Genomic DNA, 17,862 nt, shown 5'->3' on the forward strand with positions numbered 1-17,862 from the left:
CGGTCCAGCAGGAGTCGGGCACCTCGATCCAGCGGCAACCGCGGCTGGCGAAGACGGGGTCAAGCGGTCTGCGACGCAAGCTCTACATGGCAGCGATCGCCGCCGCGCATCACAACGCCGACGTTCGGGATCAATACCAGCGCCTGTTGCGGCGTGGGAAGGCGAAGATGGCCGCGATCGGCGCCGCAATGCGGAAGTTGCTCCACATCGCCTTCGGTGTGCTGAAGTCGCAGCAGCCGTACCAACCTCGCTGTAGCACCGGTTGCAACCAGTAAGCGAGACACGGTATCTACGGGTCGGGGAAGGCAATGCCGTGGTGACAGCCCCGTTGCGGAGGCGTAGCATTTTGACCTTGAATCGGGGACAGGGAGCGCCGATAACCATGGAACAGAAGCGTATTCATGTTCGCTGCCTGCTGGAGCGGCGGGCTGACAACCTGTATGTGGGATATTCCCTCGAGTTTGCGATTGCTGCTCAAGGGGATTCGCTGGAGGATGTACGCGAACAGCTCCACGCCATGATCCAGAACCACCTGGAAGAGGTGGCCGCGTCCGCCGAGGCCGGTAATCTTGAAGAAGCGAAGCAGCTTCTCCGGCGCAAGGCACGACCCGGAGTTTTTCTGAAATTTCACTGGGTACGGCTCATGGATTGGTTGCGACACAACGGCCAGGGGCCGCGCGATCGACAACGCTTCGAAGAGGATGCCGATATCCCGAGCGCCGTCGCGTAACCCACCGCTCCATGTGCCATGGGATTCGGCGCCAACAAACGGCAGGTAAGCCATCGCGAATTCACCCGCGTGCTTCGACAACTTGGTTTTGAGGTGAACAAAAAACAGGGAAAGGGCGCCCATGAGAAGTGGGTGCACCCCGGTTTTCGCGGCGCGAAACGCGTGGTCCTGGTCAGTGAACACAATCAGCCATTTGCGAAAGGCATCCTGCGCACGATGATCGACCAGACGGGATTGAAGCCACAGGAATTCTACCGTTGCCTGGACGACCCCAAACGTGCCATGGAGATCCTGGAAAGGTAGGAGGCCGGCCCTCCGGCCGACAGCCCCGGCGCCCGATCGGCCAGGGGGCTGGCCTCCTACAAACCCCTCGCCCGGACCGGCAGGAGGCCGGCCCTCCGGCCGATGGGGCCGCGCTGGATGCCCGAACGCCGGATCGGCCAGGGGGCTGGCCTCCTACCGGGTCGGGGGTTGGCGGGCATCCGGGAGCGCGATAGGCTTTCTGGCTCAGGGGACACAAGCTGGAGAAACGCGCCATGGATGGCCGCCCTCATGCCGAGGCCCTTCGCCGGGGCCGGTATTCCGAACCCGGCCGTATCTATCTGGTGACCACGGTCACGCGTGACCGCAAACCGGTTTTTCAGGATCTGTGGGCCGCCCGCGCCCTGATCGGTACGCTGCGTTACGCGGACAGGGAGAACCACGCGGAGACCCTCGCTTTCGTGGTGATGCCCGACCATCTGCACTGGTTGATGTCGCTGGGCGAGGTGGAATCGTTATCCACGGTGGTTCGGTCGATCAAGGCCGTCACGTCCAGGCGTCTGGGGCATGCGGTATGGCAGCCGGGGTTCCATGACCGAGCATTGCGGCGGGAGGAGGAGCTGTTGCCGATCGCCCGGTACATCGCAGCCAATCCGCTGCGTGCGGGGCTGGTGCGAAACCTCGGCGATTATCCGCACTGGGACGCGATATGGCTTTAACCGCGCCCTGCAGGAGGCGAGCCCGAAATCGGCCGGAGGGCCGGCCTCCTACCGTTTGCCCCGCCTCGTAGGAGGCCAGCCCCCTGGCCGATCGGGCATCAGGGGTTATTCCCCGGCTTCGATGATGGCGGAGATGTGTTCCACCTGGCGGCGCAGGAGGCGCCGGTCGCCGCGGGTCTCGACGTTGAGGCGCAGCAGGGGTTCGGTGTTGGAGCCGCGCAGGTTGTAACGCCATTCGGGGAATTCGACGCTGATGCCGTCGGTGCGGTCGATGTGGCCGGACCGGGCATCGGTGGCGACCATGACGCGGTGGATGGCATCCATCATGTTGTCCACGCGGAAGTTGATCTCGCCGCTGCAGGGGAAGCGCTCCATGCGTTCGCGCACCATCTCGCGCAGGGACTGCTCGCGCCGCCCCATCAGCTCGACCACGCGCAGCCAGGGCAGCATGCCGGAGTCGCAGTAGTAGAAATCGCGGAAGTAGTGGTGGGCGCTCATCTCGCCGCCGTACACGGCGTTCTCGCGGCGCATGCTCTCCTTCATGAACGCGTGGCCGGCCTTGCTCTGCACCGGTACGCCGCCGGCGGCCTCGACCATTTCGATGGTGTTCCAGGTCAGGCGCGGGTCGTGCACCACCCGGGTCCCCTGCCCGCCCCCCGGCTGCGCGCGCAGGCTGGCCTCGGCCAGCAGGCCGACCATGTAGTACCCCTCGACGAACTCGCCGTGCGAGTCGAAGAAGAAGCAGCGGTCGAAGTCGCCGTCCCAGGCCAGGCCGAGATCGCCGCCGAAGGACAGCACCGCGTCGCTGGTGAAGCGGCGGTTCTCCTCCAGCATGGGGTTGGGGATACCGTTGGGGAAGTTCCCGTCGGGTTCGGCGTTCTCCCGGATCAGCTGGATCGGCAGATGCGCGTCCAGCTCGTCCAGGACCGGACCGGCTCCGCCGTTTCCGGGGTTCACGAGCAGGTTGAGCGGCGGCATCACCTCGGGATCCACCAGGCTCAGCAGGTGGCGGATATAGGCCTCGCGGTGGTACAGCCGCCCGGTGCGCCCGCGCACCCGGGGGCTAAACTGGCCCCGATCCGCCCGCCAGCGGATCGCCTCCAGCCCGGTGTCCGCGCTCACCGGCCGCGCGCCCTCGCGCACGATCTTGAGCCCGTTGTAGTCCATGGGGTTGTGGCTGGCGGTGACCATGATCCCCGCCCCGGCCCGGTAGTAGGCGGTGGCGAAGTAAACTTCCTCGGTGCCGCACAGGCCGATATCGGCCACGTTGCAGCCGCCGGCGGAGAGCCCGTCGATGACCGCCGCCGCCAGCGCCGGGCTGGTCAGGCGCACGTCCCGCCCCACGATGGCCATGCGCGGCCCCAGCTCCTCCGCAACGGCCCGCGCGATGGTGTACGCCACCCGCTCGTTCAGCTGGGTCGGCACCCGTCCGCGGATGTCGTACGCCTTGAAACAGTCCAGGTTCATGTGCCCGGGTCCGGTTCGTGCAGGAACTTGAGGTCCGCGTCCCTGCGTTTGCGGGCGGCCTGATAGAAATTCTCGTGCGGGGCCAGATTCATCAGCGTGAGGACGAGCTGTCCCTCGTCCCATGCGTAACCCAGCAGGATCTCCTGCCCCTCCAGCCGAAATTTATGCACCCGAAGATGTGCGAGATCGCCCCGCTTCCGCGTCCCCAGTTCCGGATTCTCGACCAGCCGGTCGATCTCGTCGTCCACCCGGTCCTTCTGCTTTTCGCTCAAACGCTTGAACGCCTTGCGGAAGGTCGGCGTCTGCCGTATCTCAATCCTTCTTTCGGCGGACATACGGCTCGACCCGTCCTGCGTCGATCTCGGCGGTTGCAGTCAGTGCGTCCCTGATAAATTCATAGGGCAGATCCGGGTTGTCTTCGGCCGTGCGGCCGATCTGCACCCAGTGCTCGATCTGCTTGGGCAGGCTGCGGTGATTGGCCTCCGCATAGACCTGTGCATCACGGACCAGGGTGTCGTCCAGACGAACGCTTCGGGCCATGGGTGGCATCTCCTGCGCCCTTCGACGCGATGACAAGCGTGGATGATTGCGACAATTTGTCGCACTAGATCGGACTTTAGGGCGGACGGGGGGCGGGGTCAACCACGCCGGAGGAAGTCGCCCGGACGTGGAATCGGCCGGGGGGCCGGCCTCCTGCGCGACCGGGGGCCGTGGGAGGCCAGCCTCTGGCCGATCGGGCGCAGGACATTGCTCGGACGTGGAATCGGCCGGAGGGCCGGCCTCCTACGCGGCGGGGGGCCGTAGGAGGCCAGCCTCTGGCCGATCGGGCGCAGGAAATCGGCCGGACGCCGAATCGGCCGGGGGGCCGGCCTCCTACCGGCCGGGGGCCGTGGGAGGCCAGCCTCTGGCCGATCGGGCCCAGGAGATCGGCAGGGCGCCGAATCGGCCGGAGGGCCGGCCTCCTACCGATCTGGTGCGGGGCCGATCGGGGCGTGTTTGCTTGACGGTCGGGTGGCTTGGCCGGAGACTGGTGTGCTTTCCAATGATGAGGGTTTGCCCCGATGAGCCAGTCCGAAGTGAAGACCGAGGAGAAGAAACAGCATTTTGACGACATCTATGTCGCCGAGACGCCGGTGCCGTTCAAGGAGCGCATCATCGATGCGCTGGACTACATCTCCGACGACTTCAACCGCCAGACCTTCGACCGGCTCATCCTGCCGTGGGCCGAGCAGCAGGCCGCCAGCGGCCGCACCCTCAACTACGTCGACCTGGCCTGCTGCTTCGGCAACACCACGATGGCGGCGGTGCACAACATGACCGTGGACGAGATCCGCGAGAACTGGGCCTCGGAGACCGTCTGCAACACCATCAGCAAGCCGCGCCGCCTGCCGATGCACACCACCGGCATCGACATCTCCGAGAACGCCCTGGCCTACGGTCAGCGCGCCGGCCTGTTCGACGAGACCCATGCGGCCGACCTGAACAACCCGCCCCCGGAAACCCGCGACGCCATCGAGAAGTCGCTGGAAGAGGCGGACATCCTGCTGTCCACCGCGTCGCTGGTGTATCTGGATCCGCCGGCCATCGCGTCGCTGCTGGATGCGTTCCGCCGTGGCGAGGGCGAAGGTTACCTGCTGGTGAACTTCCTCAACCCCTTCGCGCTGGAGAAGGCCGACGAGACCAAGCGCATGCTGCTGGACCGCTTCGAGTTCGTGGGCAGCACCGCCAGCCGTCACCGCCGCATGTCCGAGCTGGAGCAGGAAAACTATCCGGGCGAGGAATGGGCGCTGCTGGAGATCTGGGTCCTGCGCCGCAAGGCCTGATACCCCGCCTCGCGCCTCGGGTCACCGGGGCACGGGGCCGTCAGGAAGGGGCCATTACAGGAGGACGACGCGGTCGCGTCCGCCCTCCTTGGCCTGGTACATCGCCTGATCGACCCGCCGCGTGATCGCGCGCGGCGTGTCGCCCGGCTGCCGCTCGGTCACCCCGAAACTGGCGGTCACCGCCGGCGCATCCGGAACCTCCATCTCCGCGATCGAACGGCGCAGTTTCTCCGCCGCCGCGGCGGCACCCTCGCCGTCCGTCTCCGGCAGCACGATCAGGAATTCCTCCCCGCCCCAGCGTCCCAGCGTGTCCTGCTCGCGCAGCTGCTCGCCCACCGTGCGGGCCACCGCCTTGAGCACCACATCACCGGCGTCGTGGCCGTGTTCGTCGTTCACCGCCTTGAAGTGGTCGATGTCGAACATGATCACGGCCATCGGCCGTTCGTATCGCTCGCACCTCTCCAGCTCTGCCTCCAGGCGACGGCCCAGGGTCAGCCGGTTGGCCAGCCCGGTCAGCCAGTCGGTCTCGGCCAGACGCCGCACTTCGTCCTCCATGCGCACGCGTTCGGTCACGTCCTTGCCGAAGGCCACGAAATGCGTGATCTCGCCGCAGTCATCGCGGATCGGGGTGATGGTCTGCTCCAGATTGACCTTCTCGCCGTCGGGGCGCCGGTTCACGAACTCGCCGCGAAAGGTCTCGCCCCGGCGGAGCTGCTGCCACATGGCGGCGAAATAATCATCGTCGTGCTCGTCCGACTTGAACAGCGCCGGTGTCGCGCCGATGACGCTGTCGGCATCGAAACCGCTGAGATCCAGGAAAGCCGTGTTGGCGAACACGATCACGCCCTCGGGGTCGGTGATCATCACCGGGTCCCCGGAGGCCTCCAGCGCGGCGGACAGCAGCCGCAGCTGCTCCTCGCGACGGCGATCCTCGGTCACGTCGCGCTGCACCGAGACGTAATGGGTAATGCTCGGGCTGTTTTCGGGCACCCGCATCGGCGAGATATGCCAGCGCACGCTGTAGGGCTCGCCATCCTTGCGGTAGTTGATGGTCTCGGCGTCAAAGCCCTCGCCGCGCTCCAGGGTCACCTTCAGGTCATCCAGCACCGCGCGCGAGGTCTTCGGCCCCTGCAGGATGCGCGGCGTCAGGCCGAGGACCTCGTCCCGGCGGTAGCCGGTCATCTGCTCGAAGCCGCGGTTCACGTAGACGATGCGCGGCCCCGCTTCGAGATCCGCGTCGGTGATCAACACGCTGTGCGCGGTGTCCTCGATCGCGGCATTGAGCAGCTCGAGCCGCGCGAGACCCTGCGGGATGGTCATTCAGACCTCGTCCAGCATGCCGAGGATCGAGCCCACGATGTCGCTGGTGGTGACGATGCCCTCCAGCTGGTTGCCCTCCAGCACCACCAGGCGGCGCACGTCCATGTTGACCATCATCCGCGCCACGTATTTGACGTCCATCTCCGCGGGCACGGTGATCACCGGCTTGGTGGCCACGTCGTACACGTTGGCCAGGTCGATGTCGCCCTCTTCGGCCACGATGGTCTTGAGGATGGTGGTGTAGGTGATGATGCCGTAGGCATCGTGCGGGTGCTGCTTGTCCACCACCAGCGAGCGCACGTTGTTGTCGCGCATCAGCTGCATGGCCTCGCGCAGCGGGGCCAGCGGGGCCACGGTGATGACTTTCTCGGTCAGGATGTCGCGAACCAGCATGAAGTCTCCCTCCGGTCGGAGTTGGGGTCAGATTTCGTCCTTGACCTGTTCCTCGAAGCGGTCGATCTGCCGCCGGTCAATGCCCGCCAGATGCGAGATGTCGGTGATGAAGGCCACCCCGCGCGGGTCTTCGTCCAGCCCAAGCTCGCGGAACAGTGATTTCAGCACCGTCAGCGCGAGGCGCTTCTCCAGAATCCACAGCAACACCGACTGGCTGCCCTCGTAGGTCATGCCGAGAAAGGTCTTGCGCGCCTCCGCGCCGATGCCGCGCGCATCCATGATGGTCACGCCGGCGGCACCGGCCTCGCGCGCCGCATCCACAGCCTTTTGTTCCAGTTCGTCGGGCAGCACCGCCACCAGGGCCGAGAATCTCATGCCGTGTCCCTCCTGTCCTTGCGGATCAAGCGTTCGTAAAGATCGACCGCGATGGCATAGAGCATCACGGTCACGATGGGGAAGATGGACGCGAACGCGATCAGGCCGAAGCCGTCGATCAGCACGTTGCGTCCCTCCAGATGCGTCGCCAGCCCGATCCCCAGCGCCGTCACCAGCGGCACCGTGACCTCCGAGGTGGTCACCCCGCCGAGGTCGAATGCCAGCGCCACGATGTCCTTGGGTGCGAGGATGGTCAGCACGATGACCAGGACATACCCGGCCATGATGTACAGGTGGATGGAGTCCCCGCTGAGGATGCGGTGCACCCCGATGGTGATGCCCACGGCCACCCCCAGCGCCACCAGGATGCGGATGGCGCTGCCCTTCAGCGAGCCCTTGGCCGCTTCCTCCGCCTTCTGGCCGATGGCGATCAGCGCGGGTTCCGCCATGGTGGTCGCAAAGCCGATCGCGAAGGCGAACAGGTACACCCACACGAACCGGTCGTTGGCGATCAGCTGCTCCGCCATGCTCTCGCCGATCGGGAACAGGCCCAGCTTGAGCCCGACCACGAAGGCATACAGGCCGAACACCACCAGGGCGAAGCCGAAGAGCACCCGCGGCAGATACGGAATGTGCTTGCGCAGCACGAAATACTGGAACACCACGATCACGCCGATGATGGGCGCGACGTCGCGCAGCATCAGCAGCAGGTCCATGCCCATGGCGCTGAGGAAGTGGCGTTCCTCGCCCGCCCCGGGCAGATCCGTGTCGGTATCCATGGCCGCTCCGTCGCCGGCGCCGGGTGCCGGGCCGTCGATGTCAGCCCCGGCGAACACCACGATGCCGTAGAGCTGCACCGTGATCATCGGCACCATCACCGCCAGCGCGACCAGGCCGAAACCGTCGCGCAGCGGGTTGCGCCCGGCCAGCGACGCGGCCAGCCCCAGCCCCAGCGCGGCCACCAGCGGCACGGTCACGATGTTGGTGGTGACGCCGCCGGAGTCGTAGGCCAGGCCCACGATCTCCTCGGGCGCGAAGAAGGTGACCAGCACCACCAGTACGTAGCCGGTGAGGATGTACCAGTGCAGCGGATGCCCCAGCACCGTGCGCAGGATGCCCAGCGCCACCACCGCACCCACCGACAGCGCCACGATCAGGCGCAGGATGAAGCCCTGGATGTGCCCCTCGGAGATGGTCTCCGCCTGTTCCGCCACGGCGATCAGCGCCGGCTCCGCGATCACCGTGGCAAAGCCCAGGGTAAAACCGAAGGCCATCAGCAGGATCAGCGAGCCGCGCCGCGCCAGCGCGTTGGAAAGGTTCTTGCCGATGGGGAAGATCCCCATCTCCAGCCCCTGCAGGAACAGCGCCACCCCGAAGACCACGATCACCAGACCGATGGCCATGGACAGCACGCCCTCGGGCACCGTCTGCAGCACGAACATCTGGAACACCACCACCACGATCACGATGGGGGCCAGGTTGCGGGCGGCGTGGCCGAGAGTGTGGAGGAAGTTCATGCGCGCGCGGTCCGGGCTGCGATCATGGGTCAGTACGCCTGTGCGCACAGCATACACGACGCGGGGATCGTTTCCCGCCCGCGATGGTCACACCCGCATGGACTCGCTCGCACACCCCTTCCGCGCCGTGGTGATCGGCGCCTCCGGCGGCCTCGGCCGCGCCTTCGTCACCCATCTGGAGAACGACCCGAACTGCGCGCAGGTCGTGGCGCTCGGTCGTTCCACCGACCCGCCGCTGGAGCTCACCGACGAGCACAGCATCCGCCACGCAGCCGCATGGCTGGCGGAGCAGGCGCCCGACTGGGACCTGATCATCGACGCCACCGGGGTGCTCACCATCGACGGTTACCGGCCGGAAAAGCGCCTGCGCGAGCTGGACCCGGCGGTGATGACGCAGGCCTTCGCGGTCAACGCCATCGGCCCGGCGCTGATCTTCAAGCACTTCGCAGGGCTGCTGCCGAAGGACCGCAAGGCGGTGCTGGCGACGCTGTCGGCGCGCGTGGGCTCCATCGCCGACAACCACTCCGGCGGCTGGCTGAGCTATCGCGCCTCCAAGGCCGCGCTCAACCAGATCGTGCGCACCACGGCGCTGGAACTGCGCTTCAGCCATCGCCGGGCGGTGGTGGCGGCGCTGCAGCCGGGCACGGTGGAGACCCCGCTGTCGGAGCCGTACCGCGCCCGCGCCCCCGAGGTGCTGACGCCGGAACGCGCGACCGGCGCACTGCTGGAGGTGCTGGACGCCCTCGGTCCCGAGGACTCCGGCGGGCTGTTCGACTTCGAACACCAGCGCCTGCCGTACTGATCGGGCCGGGAGCTCAATCCGCCAGCGCCCGCCAGGGCCCCGGCACCGGCCACAGCCCGCGCGCCACCAGCTCGCCATCGTCCTGCAGCAGATAGCTCTCCTGCGCGCGGTGTCGCAGCGCGCCCGCCAGTGCGCGCCGCTCGCCGGGCGAGTCGGCCGCGATCACCGTGATGCCGGTCTCCGGTACGGTCCAGGCCAGGGCCTCGACATCGGATCCGTCATCGGGCAGGTCACCCGCATCCGTGTGCGCCTCCTGCGGGCGCGTCGGCAGTCCGCGTTCGCTCAGCCATTCAGCGACCGCCGCGCGCGAACCCAGCAGCACCCGCGGTGCTTCGGCTCCCGCCCCGGAATCGGAATCGGGATCGGTATCCGGGGCCGCCGTCTCCGGCATACGTCCCAGCCACGGCGCCAGCTCGGCGGGCGAGGCCCCGCCGAGGGAGATCACCCGGGTCGCCGGGTCCAGCTCCGCCTCGCGCAGGATGCGCGGGTACTCCTCCGCCGCCAGGTGGCGAAACACGCGCCAGTCGGGGTCCACGGCGATGCGCGCGGGCCGCGCGTCGGTGGACAGTTCCAGTTCCAGCTCGATGGCGGCCTCCTCCAGATCCACCCAGTGCGTCTCCCGGCCGTCCTCCTCCGCGAACTCGACCACCAGCGGCACGCGCACCCGCCAGGGATGGTCGGTATCCGCCTGTGCCAGCCGCGCGGTCACACGCCAGCCGTCGGCGTCTTCACGCGCGGCCGGGTTCTCCAGCGCCAGGCGCGGCGCGCCGGCCCGGCCGATCCACTGCTCGAAGAACGCTTCCAGATCATCTTCGGTCGCCGCGTCCACGGCCGCGATCAGCTCCGGCCAGCCGGCCTCGCGATGCCGGTATTCGGCGTAGAAGTCGGCCAGCCCCGCGTGCAGCGCCGCCTCGCCGATGCGGTCCTCGAGCATCCGCCACAGCATCGCCCCGCGGTGATACCCGGCGATGCGGTCGGCCCCGGCATTGCCGCCGACGAACTCGCCATGCGGGTAGTCCTCGCCTTCCGGCAGGGCGGCGTAGTCACGCAGCCACTGGCCCCGTTCGTCGCGCGCCTCGCCGCGTTCTTCGGCGAACCGGTAATCGGCCATGAAGGTGGTCAGACCCTCGGTCCAGTTGCCCTGGCGGCGATCGGCGTACACTCCGGTGCCCCACCAGTTGTGCAGCACCTCGTGCCCCAGCGAGGTGTGCGGGATGAACGGCAGCGGGATGACCCGTTCGCCCAGCAGGGTGAATCCGGAGAAGGCCAGCCCCACCGGCGCCGGGCTGGCCGCCACGGTGAAGCTGTCGAAGGCATACGGCCCGATCCGGTCGCTGAAGCGCTCGAGGTATTCCACGGTCTTCTCGCGGTAGGTCGCGCCGAACGCGTCCTCCAGCTCCGCCGGGAACAGGGTGCGCACCTCCACGCCATCGGCGGTCTCGCTGCGCCCCTCCTCCCAGGGGCCGCTGGCCAGCGCCAGCGCGCGGCCGCCGGGATGCTCGAACACCGCCCGGGTCACGCCCTCCGCGTCCGCGTCTTCGGCGGCCTCCTCGCGCCAGGACCCGGAGGCCACGACGCGATGGCCATCGGCCGCAAGCACCTCCAGGCGCACCGGCGCCGGTTCGGCGTCCGGCCGCCGCGGATACCAGTCGGCCCCCGCCGGCAGGAAGCCGCCGGCCGCGCCGAGGAATCCGCCTCCGGGTCCGGCGTCCTCGGGGGCCTGCAGCCGGGCACGGTATGTGATGACCAGCGGCCCGCCGTCGAGATCCCGGGCGACGTCCCCGTCGCCATCGAGCGTCACCTGCAGGTATCCCGCGTCGCTGTGCTCGTGGTTCAGCGCGTGCCCGCCCCGCTCCACCGCGTCCACCCGCAGGCCACGTGCGAAGCGAAAGCGCAGATCCCCGTCCGCGTCTTCCAGCATCGCGGCGGGCAGGCTCAGACGACCCTGCAGCCGCTGCTCGGCGGGGAACAGTTCGATCGTCAGCTCGCGGGCGGGCGGTTCGCCGGCGACGACCGGTGCCGCCCACCCCGCAAGCGGCACGCTCAGCAGGCACACCAGCGCGGTGGTGCCGGGCCGATTGTGCCCCGGGGTACGCCGCAGGCGGGCCATCAGTGACCGTTCCCCGCGGCCGGCCGCGCCCCCGCGCTCTCCTGCCAGGGGAAGCGCGCGATCACCTGTTGGCGCTCGCCGTTGCGTTCCAGCACCAGCGGCAACCAGGTGCCCGGGGTCACGGCCTGAACGATGCGCTGCAGATCGGCCGGCGTGTCCACCGCGCGGCCACCGGCCTCGACCAGACGGTCGCCGCTCTCGATGCCGGCGGCGCCGGCCACCGAATCGGGCATCACGCCGCGGATCTCCACCCCTTCGCCCTCTTCGGGGTGCTGCATTTGCACCCCCAGGATCGGGGTCAGCGGCTGGAAGCGCTCGCCGCCCTGCACACCGAACACCGCCCGCGCCAGCTCCGGATCCTGCCTCGTACACGCCCCGTCGCTCTCGCGTGGCAGCAGCACCGGGGCATTGACCACGCCCAGGTCCGCCAGCTGATGCGGCACGCCGTGGCCGTATTCGAGATGTCCGGAGCCGATGATCCCGACCACCAGTGGCGGCTCGTCACCGCCCGCCTCGATCACCCCGGCGATGGCCGCGGCCATCATCCGGTCCCAGGCCAGCTGCGTACCGATGAACGCATCACTGTCCCCCGGCGCGGCCGGATGGCGCGCCAGCACCTCCTCCAGATATTCGCGATAGGCCTCGGCGGGTTCGGCCGGGGCGGAGACCCCGTCGCGCTCGTCGGCCGGCACGCTGTCCCAGCCCTCGTGGCCCAGGCGACGCACCAGGTCGCGCTCGGCGTTCAGCGCCACCAGCGGGACGTCGTGCACCCGCGCGAAATGCAGGATCGGCCAGTACAGCCGCGGGTTGAAGCCCCAGTGCTCGTACCAGTCGCTTTCCTGCAGGAACTGCTCCTCGTCCAGTTCGCCCGCCACCCAGTCATCCAGCACCGGCTGTGCCGAGCGCGGCAGCATCTCCAGGCCGATCACCATGTCCGGGCGCTGACCGTGCAGCGCGGCCAGGGTCCCGACCTGCCAGCGATGATGGTCCATGCGGTTGTGGGTTTCGCCCAGCAGCACCGCATCGGCGCCGGCCAGTTCGGCGAACAGCTCCGCGGCATCCACGTCCTCACCCTCCGGCGTGGCCCACTGTCCGGGCTGCACACAGTCCGCGCCCGATGGCACATCTGCATGGGGTGCAGAGGGCCCCAGAGCGAACACGGTGGCCGTCAGGGCCAGCAACGACGGCGCCACGAGGGTCCGCCACTCACACTTCGGAAACAGCCTCATCAAGCTTCTCCAGCCAGAATACGCAATGTCCATTGGGACCGGCCCCGCCCCCGAGCGTTCCGGCCCGTACTCGGCCTACAATCCCATCCGGGACCCGGAGGACCACGATGCGATTGAGCGAAGACCAGCGTAAAACGATCCACCACACCGCCCACGAACTGTTCGGGGACTGTACCGTTTATCTGTTCGGATCGCGCGTCGACGATGCGGCCCGCGGTGGCGATATCGACCTGCTGGTGGAAACGCCCCGCCCGGTGGAAAACCGGGCGGCGATGGCGGCCCGCTACACGGCTCGCCTGCAAAGGGCGCTCGGCGATCAGCACATCGACGTCCTCATCGTCGATCCCAATACCCGGCACCAGCCCATCCACGACCGTGCGCGCGAACAGGGGGTTGTCCTGTGGCACTGAACCCGGATCCGGAACGACTGAAATTTCTGCTGGAGACCACACGCAAGGAGGCCCGACACCTGCGCCAGACCGTTGACCGACTGGCATCCGAACCCATCTCCGCCGACTGGGTTGCCGGTCTCGAGAACCAGCCGGAGCTTTCCGAACGCCTGGATGCGTTCGTGGCGCGCTTCGGTCGGTTGCAGGACACCCTTGGCGACAAACTGGTCCCGGAGCTCCTGCGACACTGGCTGGAACATGTAGGCCCCGCCCTCGACAACCTGAGTCGCATGGAGCGTCTTGGACACCTGGATTCCATCGACGACTGGATGGAGGCCCGCAACCTCCGCAACCGCCTGGTCCATGAATACATGCGCGACCCGGAGGAGTTCGCCGAGGCACTGCAGCGGGCGCTCGAACTCGTGGCCCTGCTGGAACAAACGCGCGACCGCCTGGAACGGGCTGCGCAGGATCTGCTGCCAAACCCTCCCGACCCAGCCGCTGCGCGCCCGTAGGAGCCTGCTTGCAGGCGAACAGGACCGGGCGGGCGTGCACATTGATCCGCGTTTCCCTAAGCTGGGAAGCATGGACGCGCCCCCGAATCCCGACCCGTCTCCGGCCGCGCGCGAGCGGCTGAACGCTACCCTGGGCCTGCTGCGCTCGCTGGCGATCTACCGGCGCCCCGGGCGCCAGCGGGCGCTGCGCCGGCTGTACCGTCCGTTCATCGGGCGCGACGACCGGGTGTTCGACATCGGCGCCCATCTGGGGGATCGCACGCTGGCCTTCTCCCGCCTCGGCGGACACGTGATCGCGGTCGAGCCGCAGCCCGTGCTGCGCCGCTGGCTCGAGCGCGGCCCCGGCCGGCGGCGCAACGTGACCGTGCGCGGCGAGGCGGTGGGCGCCGAACCCGGCACGGCCGACCTGCACATCAGCCACCGGACTCCCACGGTCTCCACGCTGTCGCAGCGCTGGACTGACGAGCTGCCACGGCGCAACGACGGTTTTCGGAGCGTGCGCTGGGAAGATCATTTGCAGGTGCCGGTCATCACCCTCGACGATCTGATCGCCGAATACGGTCTGCCGGCATTCTGCAAGATCGACGTCGAAGGCTATGAAGTCGAGGTTCTGTCCGGGCTGTCCCAGCCGATCCCGGCGCTGTCACTCGAGTTCGTCGCCGGCGCGCTGGACATTGCCATTGCCGGCATGGAGCGCCTGGCCGAGCTGGGCGACTACGAATTCAACGTGATCGCCGGCGAGCAGCGCGAGTACCGCTTCGCCCGCTGGCAGGACCGGGGTCGGGTGCGGCTGTGGCTGGAGGCCCACGCCGCGGATTACGGCTCCGGCGATCTCTACGCCCGCCTGCGCATGCCGCATGCCCGATCCTGACGCGCCCCGCCCCCTGCCCCGCTGGCAGGACCTGACCACCGCCGAGGCGGCCGAACTCGCCGGCCGCGACCCGGTCGCCGTGCTGCCGCTGGCGGCCATCGAACAGCACGGGCCGCATCTGCCGCTGGACACCGACCTGCGCATCGGCGAGGGCCTGCTGCAGGCGGCGTGGGCGCAGCTTCCCGCGGATTTCCCCCTGCTGGCCCTGCCGCCACTGACGATCCTGGCCAGCCCCGAACATGCCCGCTTCGCCGGCACCCTGAGCCTGACACCGGAGACCGCCATCCGCGTGCTGGTGGAAACCGGCCGGGCCGTGGCCGGCGCCGGCGTGCGCCGCCTGGTGCTGCACAACAGCCATGGCGGCAACCGGGCGGTGGCCGACACCGCGGCGCTGGAACTGCGTCGCCGGCAGCGCATGCTGATCGTGCGGCATCACTATTTCCTGCAGGATCCGCCGGCGCAGGCCGGCATTCCGGCCGCGGAATGCCGCCATGGCCTGCACGGCGGGCGCATCGAGACGGCGATGATGCGCCATCTGGCGCCCGCCAGCGTACACGACGCCGAGGCCCGCCACGCGGGATCGCTGGGCGAGGAGCTGGAGGCCTCGCTGGAGGTCCTGCGACCCGAGGGACCGGCCGGATTCGCCTGGCTGGCCGGCGACCTCAACCCCGCCGGCACCACCGGGAATGCGGCAGCGGCCACCGCCGCCGAGGGCGCGGCCCTGGTGGACCACTACGCCACCCACCTGGCCGCCGCCCTCCGCGACGCCCGCGCCTTCCCCCTGGACCGGCTCGCGTGAGCCCTCCGGAAACTGCGGAATTGTCCCGGCCGGCGGGCAACGGTCTACCATCGCGGGCATGAGCGCCGTAACGCCCCCGCAGGCCGGTCTGGCCGCCGTGATCGACACCCTGCGCGAGCAGCTGCCGCCGGAGGCCCTGATCGTCGAGGAAAGCGAGCGCCGTGCCTACGAATGCGACGGCCTCTCGGCCTTTCGCGAGGTTCCCGGCGCGGTCGCCCTGCCCGCCAGCATGGAACAACTCCAGCTGTGCCTGACGGCCTGCCGCGAGCACGGCGTGCCGGTGGTGCCACGCGGCGCGGGCACCGGCCTGTCCGGGGGCGCGCTGCCCAGCGCCGAGGGCCTGCTGCTGTCGATGGCACGCTTCAACCGCATCCTCGAGATCGACGCCGACAACCGCTGCGCGGTGGTCCAGCCGGGCGTACGCAACCTCGCGATCTCCGAGGCCGCGGCACCTGCCGGGCTGTACTACGCCCCCGACCCCTCGTCGCAGATCGCCTGTTCCATCGGCGGCAACGTGGCCGAGAACGCCGGCGGCGTGCACTGCCTGAAATACGGCCTCACGGTCCACAACGTGACCGGGCTGGAGTTCGTAACCCTGGACGGCGAGGTCATCCGTGTCGGCGGCAAGACCCTGGACACCGAGGGCCTGGACCTGCTGGCCTTCCTGATCGGCTCCGAGGGCATGCTGGGGATCGTCACCGAGGTCACCGTGCGTCTGTTGCCGCGCCCCGAGCGCACCCAGGTGCTGATGGCGAGCTTTGACGACGTGGAGACCGCCGGCGCCGCGGTGGCCGGCATCATCGCTGCCGGGCTGATCCCCGCGGGTCTGGAGATGATGGACAACGCCGCGATCCGCGCGGCCGAGGACTTCGTCCATGCCGGCTATCCGGTGGATGCCGCGGCCATCCTGCTGTGCGAGCTGGACGGCAGCAACAGCGAGGTCTCGGAGAGCGTGATGTTTGTGCGCGAGAAGCTGCTGGAGCTGGGCGCCCGCGAGGTCCGCACCGCGCAGGACGATGCCGAGCGCGCGCGCTTCTGGGCCGGGCGCAAGGCCGCCTTCCCCGCCGCCGGCCGCATCTCCCCCGACTACTACTGCATGGACGGCACCATCCCGCGCCACCAGCTCGGGCACGTGCTCGAACGCATCGAGGCACTCTCCGCCGAACACGGGCTGGGCGTGTGCAACGTGTTCCACGCCGGCGACGGCAACCTGCACCCGCTGATCCTCTACGACGCCAGCCAGCCGGGCCAGATCGAGACCGCCGAGGCCTTCGGCGAGGCGATCCTGGAGCTATGCGTGGCGGTGGGCGGCACGGTCACCGGCGAGCACGGCGTGGGGGTGGAAAAGCTGGACGGCATGTGCGTGCAGTTCGCCTCCGCCGAGCTGGAGCAGTTCCACGCCCTGCGCCGCGCATTCGACCCCCGCGGCCTGCTGAACCCCGGCAAGGCGGTGCCCACGCTGGCGCGCTGCGCCGAATTCGGCCGCCAGCACGTGCGTTCGGCGCAGCCACCGCACCCGGACCTGCCCCGGTTCTGATCATCACGGCCGTTCCCCCTGACAACCCGACCCGGAATCCGCGCATGGAAGCCCCGAATCCCCGCCCCCCGCAGCACACCGAGCCCGGCACCGACGCCTTCTCCGGCGCCGTCCGTTCGCTGATGGACGCGCTGTACGCCATAGCCCCGCTGGACACCTGGCTGCTGACCCGGGTCGAAGGACGCGACTGGATCATCCTGCACGTCCTGGATCAGGGCGGCACGATCGCCCCGGGCATCGTCCTCGACTGGCACGGCTCCTGCTGCATCCACATGGCCTGCGGCGACGCCCCGTCCATCGCCCCGGATACGAGCGGGATCCCGGTCTATCGCGACGCGCCGGTGAACCACCAGCTCCCGGTGGGCGCCTATGTCGGTTTTCCGCTGCACGACCGCGACGGGAACCTGTTCGGCACTTTGTGCGGCGTGCATCCCGAGCCCGTGGACCCGCAGCTCCACGACCGCCACACCGCCCTGAAGGCCCTGGCCGACACCGCGGGCCACCTGCTGGCCCTGCAGCGCGAGAACGACATCCTCGACCGCGAACGCCAGGCCACGGCCCTGCTGCCCGGCTCCGATCCGGTGAGCGGCACCCTGAACCGGCGCGGATGGGACATGGCCCTGGAAGGCGAGGAAGAACGCTGCCAGCGCAACGGGCAGCCCTGCGCGGTGGTCCTCGCCGAGGTCACCGATCTGGAGGCCATCAACCGGGAGGCGGGCATCGGCCAGGGCGACCGGCTGCTGGCCGAGCTCGGGCCGATCCTGCAGGGCCTGCTGCTCCCCGGCGACCGTGTGGCGCGTATCGCCGGCAACCGGTTCGGCCTGCTGCTGGTGGACACCGGCCCCGACGCCCTGGAACGACGCCACGCCGAGATCCGCACGGCCCTGCGGGACCATCACCCCGCCATCGAAACCGGCCGCGCCCTGCGCCACCCGGGCGAGGGCCTGCAGCACACTCCCCACCTCGCCGAACGCGACCTCCTGCGCCAGCGCCACACCCGCTGAA

21 protein-coding genes are annotated in these 17,862 nt (G+C 69.0%); 12 read left to right on the plus strand and 9 right to left on the minus strand.

Annotation, left to right across the window (positions count from 1 at the left end; translation table 11 throughout):
* The 4 genes from D577_RS0103225 to D577_RS0103240 form a co-directional block, all read left to right on the plus strand.
* Positions 1-275, plus strand: a 275-nt coding sequence (locus tag D577_RS0103225; protein ID WP_026288884.1) for a transposase, incomplete at its 5' end; no start/stop codon positions are given.
* Between the two features lie 107 nt (positions 276-382).
* Complete coding sequence (locus D577_RS0103230) at positions 383-730, plus strand: type II toxin-antitoxin system HicB family antitoxin (RefSeq protein WP_018946142.1); 348 nt, start codon at positions 383-385, stop codon at positions 728-730.
* Positions 731-748: 18 nt separating this feature from the next.
* Entirely contained in the window at positions 749-1,033 is a 285-nt protein-coding gene (locus D577_RS0103235) for a type II toxin-antitoxin system HicA family toxin (RefSeq protein ID WP_018946143.1), read from the plus strand.
* A gap of 233 nt (positions 1,034-1,266) precedes the next feature.
* Entirely contained in the window at positions 1,267-1,710 is a 444-nt protein-coding gene (locus tag D577_RS0103240; RefSeq protein ID WP_018946144.1) for a transposase, read from the plus strand.
* 105 nt (positions 1,711-1,815) lie between these two features.
* On the opposite strand, the gene D577_RS0103245 is transcribed toward D577_RS0103240, so the two are convergent.
* From D577_RS0103245 to D577_RS0103255, 3 genes are read right to left on the minus strand one after another with little or no spacing between them, the layout of a single operon-like run.
* Positions 1,816-3,177 (minus strand): phosphomannomutase/phosphoglucomutase, encoded by a 1,362-nt coding sequence (locus D577_RS0103245; RefSeq protein WP_018946145.1) that lies wholly within the window; start codon positions 3,175-3,177, stop codon positions 1,816-1,818.
* Complete coding sequence (locus D577_RS0103250) at positions 3,174-3,512, minus strand: type II toxin-antitoxin system RelE/ParE family toxin (RefSeq protein WP_256377167.1); 339 nt, start codon at positions 3,510-3,512, stop codon at positions 3,174-3,176. The genes D577_RS0103245 and D577_RS0103250 overlap by 4 nt, the downstream gene beginning before the upstream one ends.
* Positions 3,490-3,717: a hypothetical protein gene (locus D577_RS0103255; protein WP_018946147.1), complete on the minus strand. Its 228-nt coding sequence runs from the start codon at positions 3,715-3,717 to the stop codon at positions 3,490-3,492. Before D577_RS0103255 ends, D577_RS0103250 begins: the two co-directional genes overlap by 23 nt.
* A 521-nt stretch (positions 3,718-4,238) precedes the next feature.
* On the opposite strand from D577_RS0103255, the gene D577_RS0103260 reads away from it, so the two are divergent.
* Positions 4,239-5,000 carry a class I SAM-dependent methyltransferase gene (locus tag D577_RS0103260; protein WP_020679154.1) on the plus strand — a complete coding sequence of 254 codons (762 nt, stop codon included), beginning with the start codon at positions 4,239-4,241 and terminating at the stop codon, positions 4,998-5,000.
* A gap of 54 nt (positions 5,001-5,054) precedes the next feature.
* On the opposite strand, the gene D577_RS0103265 is transcribed toward D577_RS0103260, so the two are convergent.
* From D577_RS0103265 to D577_RS0103280, 4 genes are read right to left on the minus strand one after another with little or no spacing between them, the layout of a single operon-like run.
* On the minus strand, positions 5,055-6,320 hold the full coding sequence (locus D577_RS0103265; protein ID WP_018946148.1) for a sensor domain-containing diguanylate cyclase: 1,266 nt from the start codon (positions 6,318-6,320) through the stop codon (positions 5,055-5,057).
* Positions 6,321-6,713, minus strand: coding sequence for a CBS domain-containing protein (locus D577_RS0103270; RefSeq protein ID WP_018871354.1), 393 nt, complete (start codon positions 6,711-6,713; stop codon positions 6,321-6,323).
* Positions 6,714-6,740: 27 nt separating this feature from the next.
* Entirely contained in the window at positions 6,741-7,088 is a 348-nt protein-coding gene (locus D577_RS0103275; RefSeq protein WP_018871355.1) for a P-II family nitrogen regulator, read from the minus strand.
* A complete protein-coding gene (locus tag D577_RS0103280) occupies positions 7,085-8,605 on the minus strand; it encodes a DUF1538 domain-containing protein (protein WP_026288885.1) in 1,521 nt (506 codons plus the stop codon). The genes D577_RS0103275 and D577_RS0103280 overlap by 4 nt, the downstream gene beginning before the upstream one ends.
* 97 nt (positions 8,606-8,702) lie before the next feature.
* On the opposite strand from D577_RS0103280, the gene D577_RS0103285 reads away from it, so the two are divergent.
* Entirely contained in the window at positions 8,703-9,407 is a 705-nt protein-coding gene (locus D577_RS0103285) for an SDR family NAD(P)-dependent oxidoreductase (RefSeq protein ID WP_018946150.1), read from the plus strand.
* A gap of 13 nt (positions 9,408-9,420) precedes the next feature.
* Here D577_RS0103285 and D577_RS0103290 read toward each other — a convergent pair whose 3' ends face one another.
* Together D577_RS0103290 and D577_RS0103295 are read right to left on the minus strand one after the other, a co-directional pair.
* A complete protein-coding gene (locus tag D577_RS0103290) occupies positions 9,421-11,517 on the minus strand; it encodes a hypothetical protein (RefSeq protein ID WP_018946151.1) in 2,097 nt (698 codons plus the stop codon).
* The gene (locus D577_RS0103295) at positions 11,517-12,581 is read right to left on the minus strand and encodes a ChaN family lipoprotein (protein WP_018946152.1); all 1,065 of its coding nucleotides are present in this window, start codon (positions 12,579-12,581) and stop codon (positions 11,517-11,519) included. The genes D577_RS0103290 and D577_RS0103295 overlap by 1 nt, the downstream gene beginning before the upstream one ends.
* 272 nt (positions 12,582-12,853) lie before the next feature.
* Here D577_RS0103295 and D577_RS0103300 point away from each other — a divergent pair, with 272 nt between their 5' ends.
* From D577_RS0103300 to D577_RS0103325, 6 genes are all read left to right on the plus strand, one after another.
* Entirely contained in the window at positions 12,854-13,156 is a 303-nt protein-coding gene (locus tag D577_RS0103300) for a nucleotidyltransferase domain-containing protein (RefSeq protein WP_019570532.1), read from the plus strand.
* Positions 13,147-13,650, plus strand: a complete 504-nt coding sequence (locus tag D577_RS0103305) for a hypothetical protein (RefSeq protein WP_018946154.1) — start codon at positions 13,147-13,149, stop codon at positions 13,648-13,650. The genes D577_RS0103300 and D577_RS0103305 overlap by 10 nt, the downstream gene beginning before the upstream one ends.
* 70 nt (positions 13,651-13,720) lie before the next feature.
* The gene (locus D577_RS0103310; RefSeq protein WP_018946155.1) at positions 13,721-14,521 is read left to right on the plus strand and encodes an FkbM family methyltransferase; all 801 of its coding nucleotides are present in this window, start codon (positions 13,721-13,723) and stop codon (positions 14,519-14,521) included.
* A complete protein-coding gene (locus D577_RS0103315) occupies positions 14,508-15,320 on the plus strand; it encodes a creatininase family protein (RefSeq protein ID WP_018946156.1) in 813 nt (270 codons plus the stop codon). The genes D577_RS0103310 and D577_RS0103315 overlap by 14 nt, the downstream gene beginning before the upstream one ends.
* A gap of 58 nt (positions 15,321-15,378) precedes the next feature.
* Positions 15,379-16,857 (plus strand): FAD-linked oxidase C-terminal domain-containing protein, encoded by a 1,479-nt coding sequence (locus tag D577_RS0103320; RefSeq protein ID WP_018946157.1) that lies wholly within the window; start codon positions 15,379-15,381, stop codon positions 16,855-16,857.
* A 44-nt stretch (positions 16,858-16,901) separates the two neighbouring features.
* Positions 16,902-17,861, plus strand: coding sequence for a GGDEF domain-containing protein (locus tag D577_RS0103325; protein ID WP_018946158.1), 960 nt, complete (start codon positions 16,902-16,904; stop codon positions 17,859-17,861).
* The last annotated feature ends 1 nt before the right edge of the window (position 17,862 follow it).

It is taken from the genome of Thioalkalivibrio sp. AKL17 (assembly GCF_000377885.1).
In the GTDB taxonomy this organism is placed as follows: Bacteria; Pseudomonadota; Gammaproteobacteria; order Ectothiorhodospirales; family Ectothiorhodospiraceae; genus Thioalkalivibrio; species Thioalkalivibrio halophilus.

Bases quoted from the DNA above. Each gene is read 5' to 3' on its own strand.
- D577_RS0103300 (WP_019570532.1), top strand. From the start codon at position 12,854: ATGCGATTGAGCGAAGACCAGCGTAAAACGATCCACCACACCGCCCAC.
- D577_RS0103235 (WP_018946143.1), top strand. From the start codon at position 749: ATGGGATTCGGCGCCAACAAACGGCAGGTAAGCCATCGCGAATTCACC.
- D577_RS0103230 (WP_018946142.1), top strand. From the start codon at position 383: ATGGAACAGAAGCGTATTCATGTTCGCTGCCTGCTGGAGCGGCGGGCT.
- D577_RS0103260 (WP_020679154.1), top strand. From the start codon at position 4,239: ATGAGCCAGTCCGAAGTGAAGACCGAGGAGAAGAAACAGCATTTTGAC.
- D577_RS0103270 (WP_018871354.1), bottom strand. From the start codon at position 6,713: ATGCTGGTTCGCGACATCCTGACCGAGAAAGTCATCACCGTGGCCCCG.
- D577_RS0103255 (WP_018946147.1), bottom strand. From the start codon at position 3,717: ATGGCCCGAAGCGTTCGTCTGGACGACACCCTGGTCCGTGATGCACAG.
- D577_RS0103320 (WP_018946157.1), top strand. From the start codon at position 15,379: ATGAGCGCCGTAACGCCCCCGCAGGCCGGTCTGGCCGCCGTGATCGAC.
- D577_RS0103265 (WP_018946148.1), bottom strand. From the start codon at position 6,320: ATGACCATCCCGCAGGGTCTCGCGCGGCTCGAGCTGCTCAATGCCGCG.
- D577_RS0103240 (WP_018946144.1), top strand. From the start codon at position 1,267: ATGGATGGCCGCCCTCATGCCGAGGCCCTTCGCCGGGGCCGGTATTCC.
- D577_RS0103250 (WP_256377167.1), bottom strand. From the start codon at position 3,512: ATGTCCGCCGAAAGAAGGATTGAGATACGGCAGACGCCGACCTTCCGC.
- D577_RS0103325 (WP_018946158.1), top strand. From the start codon at position 16,902: ATGGAAGCCCCGAATCCCCGCCCCCCGCAGCACACCGAGCCCGGCACC.
- D577_RS0103310 (WP_018946155.1), top strand. From the start codon at position 13,721: ATGGACGCGCCCCCGAATCCCGACCCGTCTCCGGCCGCGCGCGAGCGG.
- D577_RS0103290 (WP_018946151.1), bottom strand. From the start codon at position 11,517: ATGGCCCGCCTGCGGCGTACCCCGGGGCACAATCGGCCCGGCACCACC.
- D577_RS0103280 (WP_026288885.1), bottom strand. From the start codon at position 8,605: ATGAACTTCCTCCACACTCTCGGCCACGCCGCCCGCAACCTGGCCCCC.
- D577_RS0103315 (WP_018946156.1), top strand. From the start codon at position 14,508: ATGCCCGATCCTGACGCGCCCCGCCCCCTGCCCCGCTGGCAGGACCTG.
- D577_RS0103285 (WP_018946150.1), top strand. From the start codon at position 8,703: ATGGACTCGCTCGCACACCCCTTCCGCGCCGTGGTGATCGGCGCCTCC.
- D577_RS0103245 (WP_018946145.1), bottom strand. From the start codon at position 3,177: ATGAACCTGGACTGTTTCAAGGCGTACGACATCCGCGGACGGGTGCCG.
- D577_RS0103275 (WP_018871355.1), bottom strand. From the start codon at position 7,088: ATGAGATTCTCGGCCCTGGTGGCGGTGCTGCCCGACGAACTGGAACAA.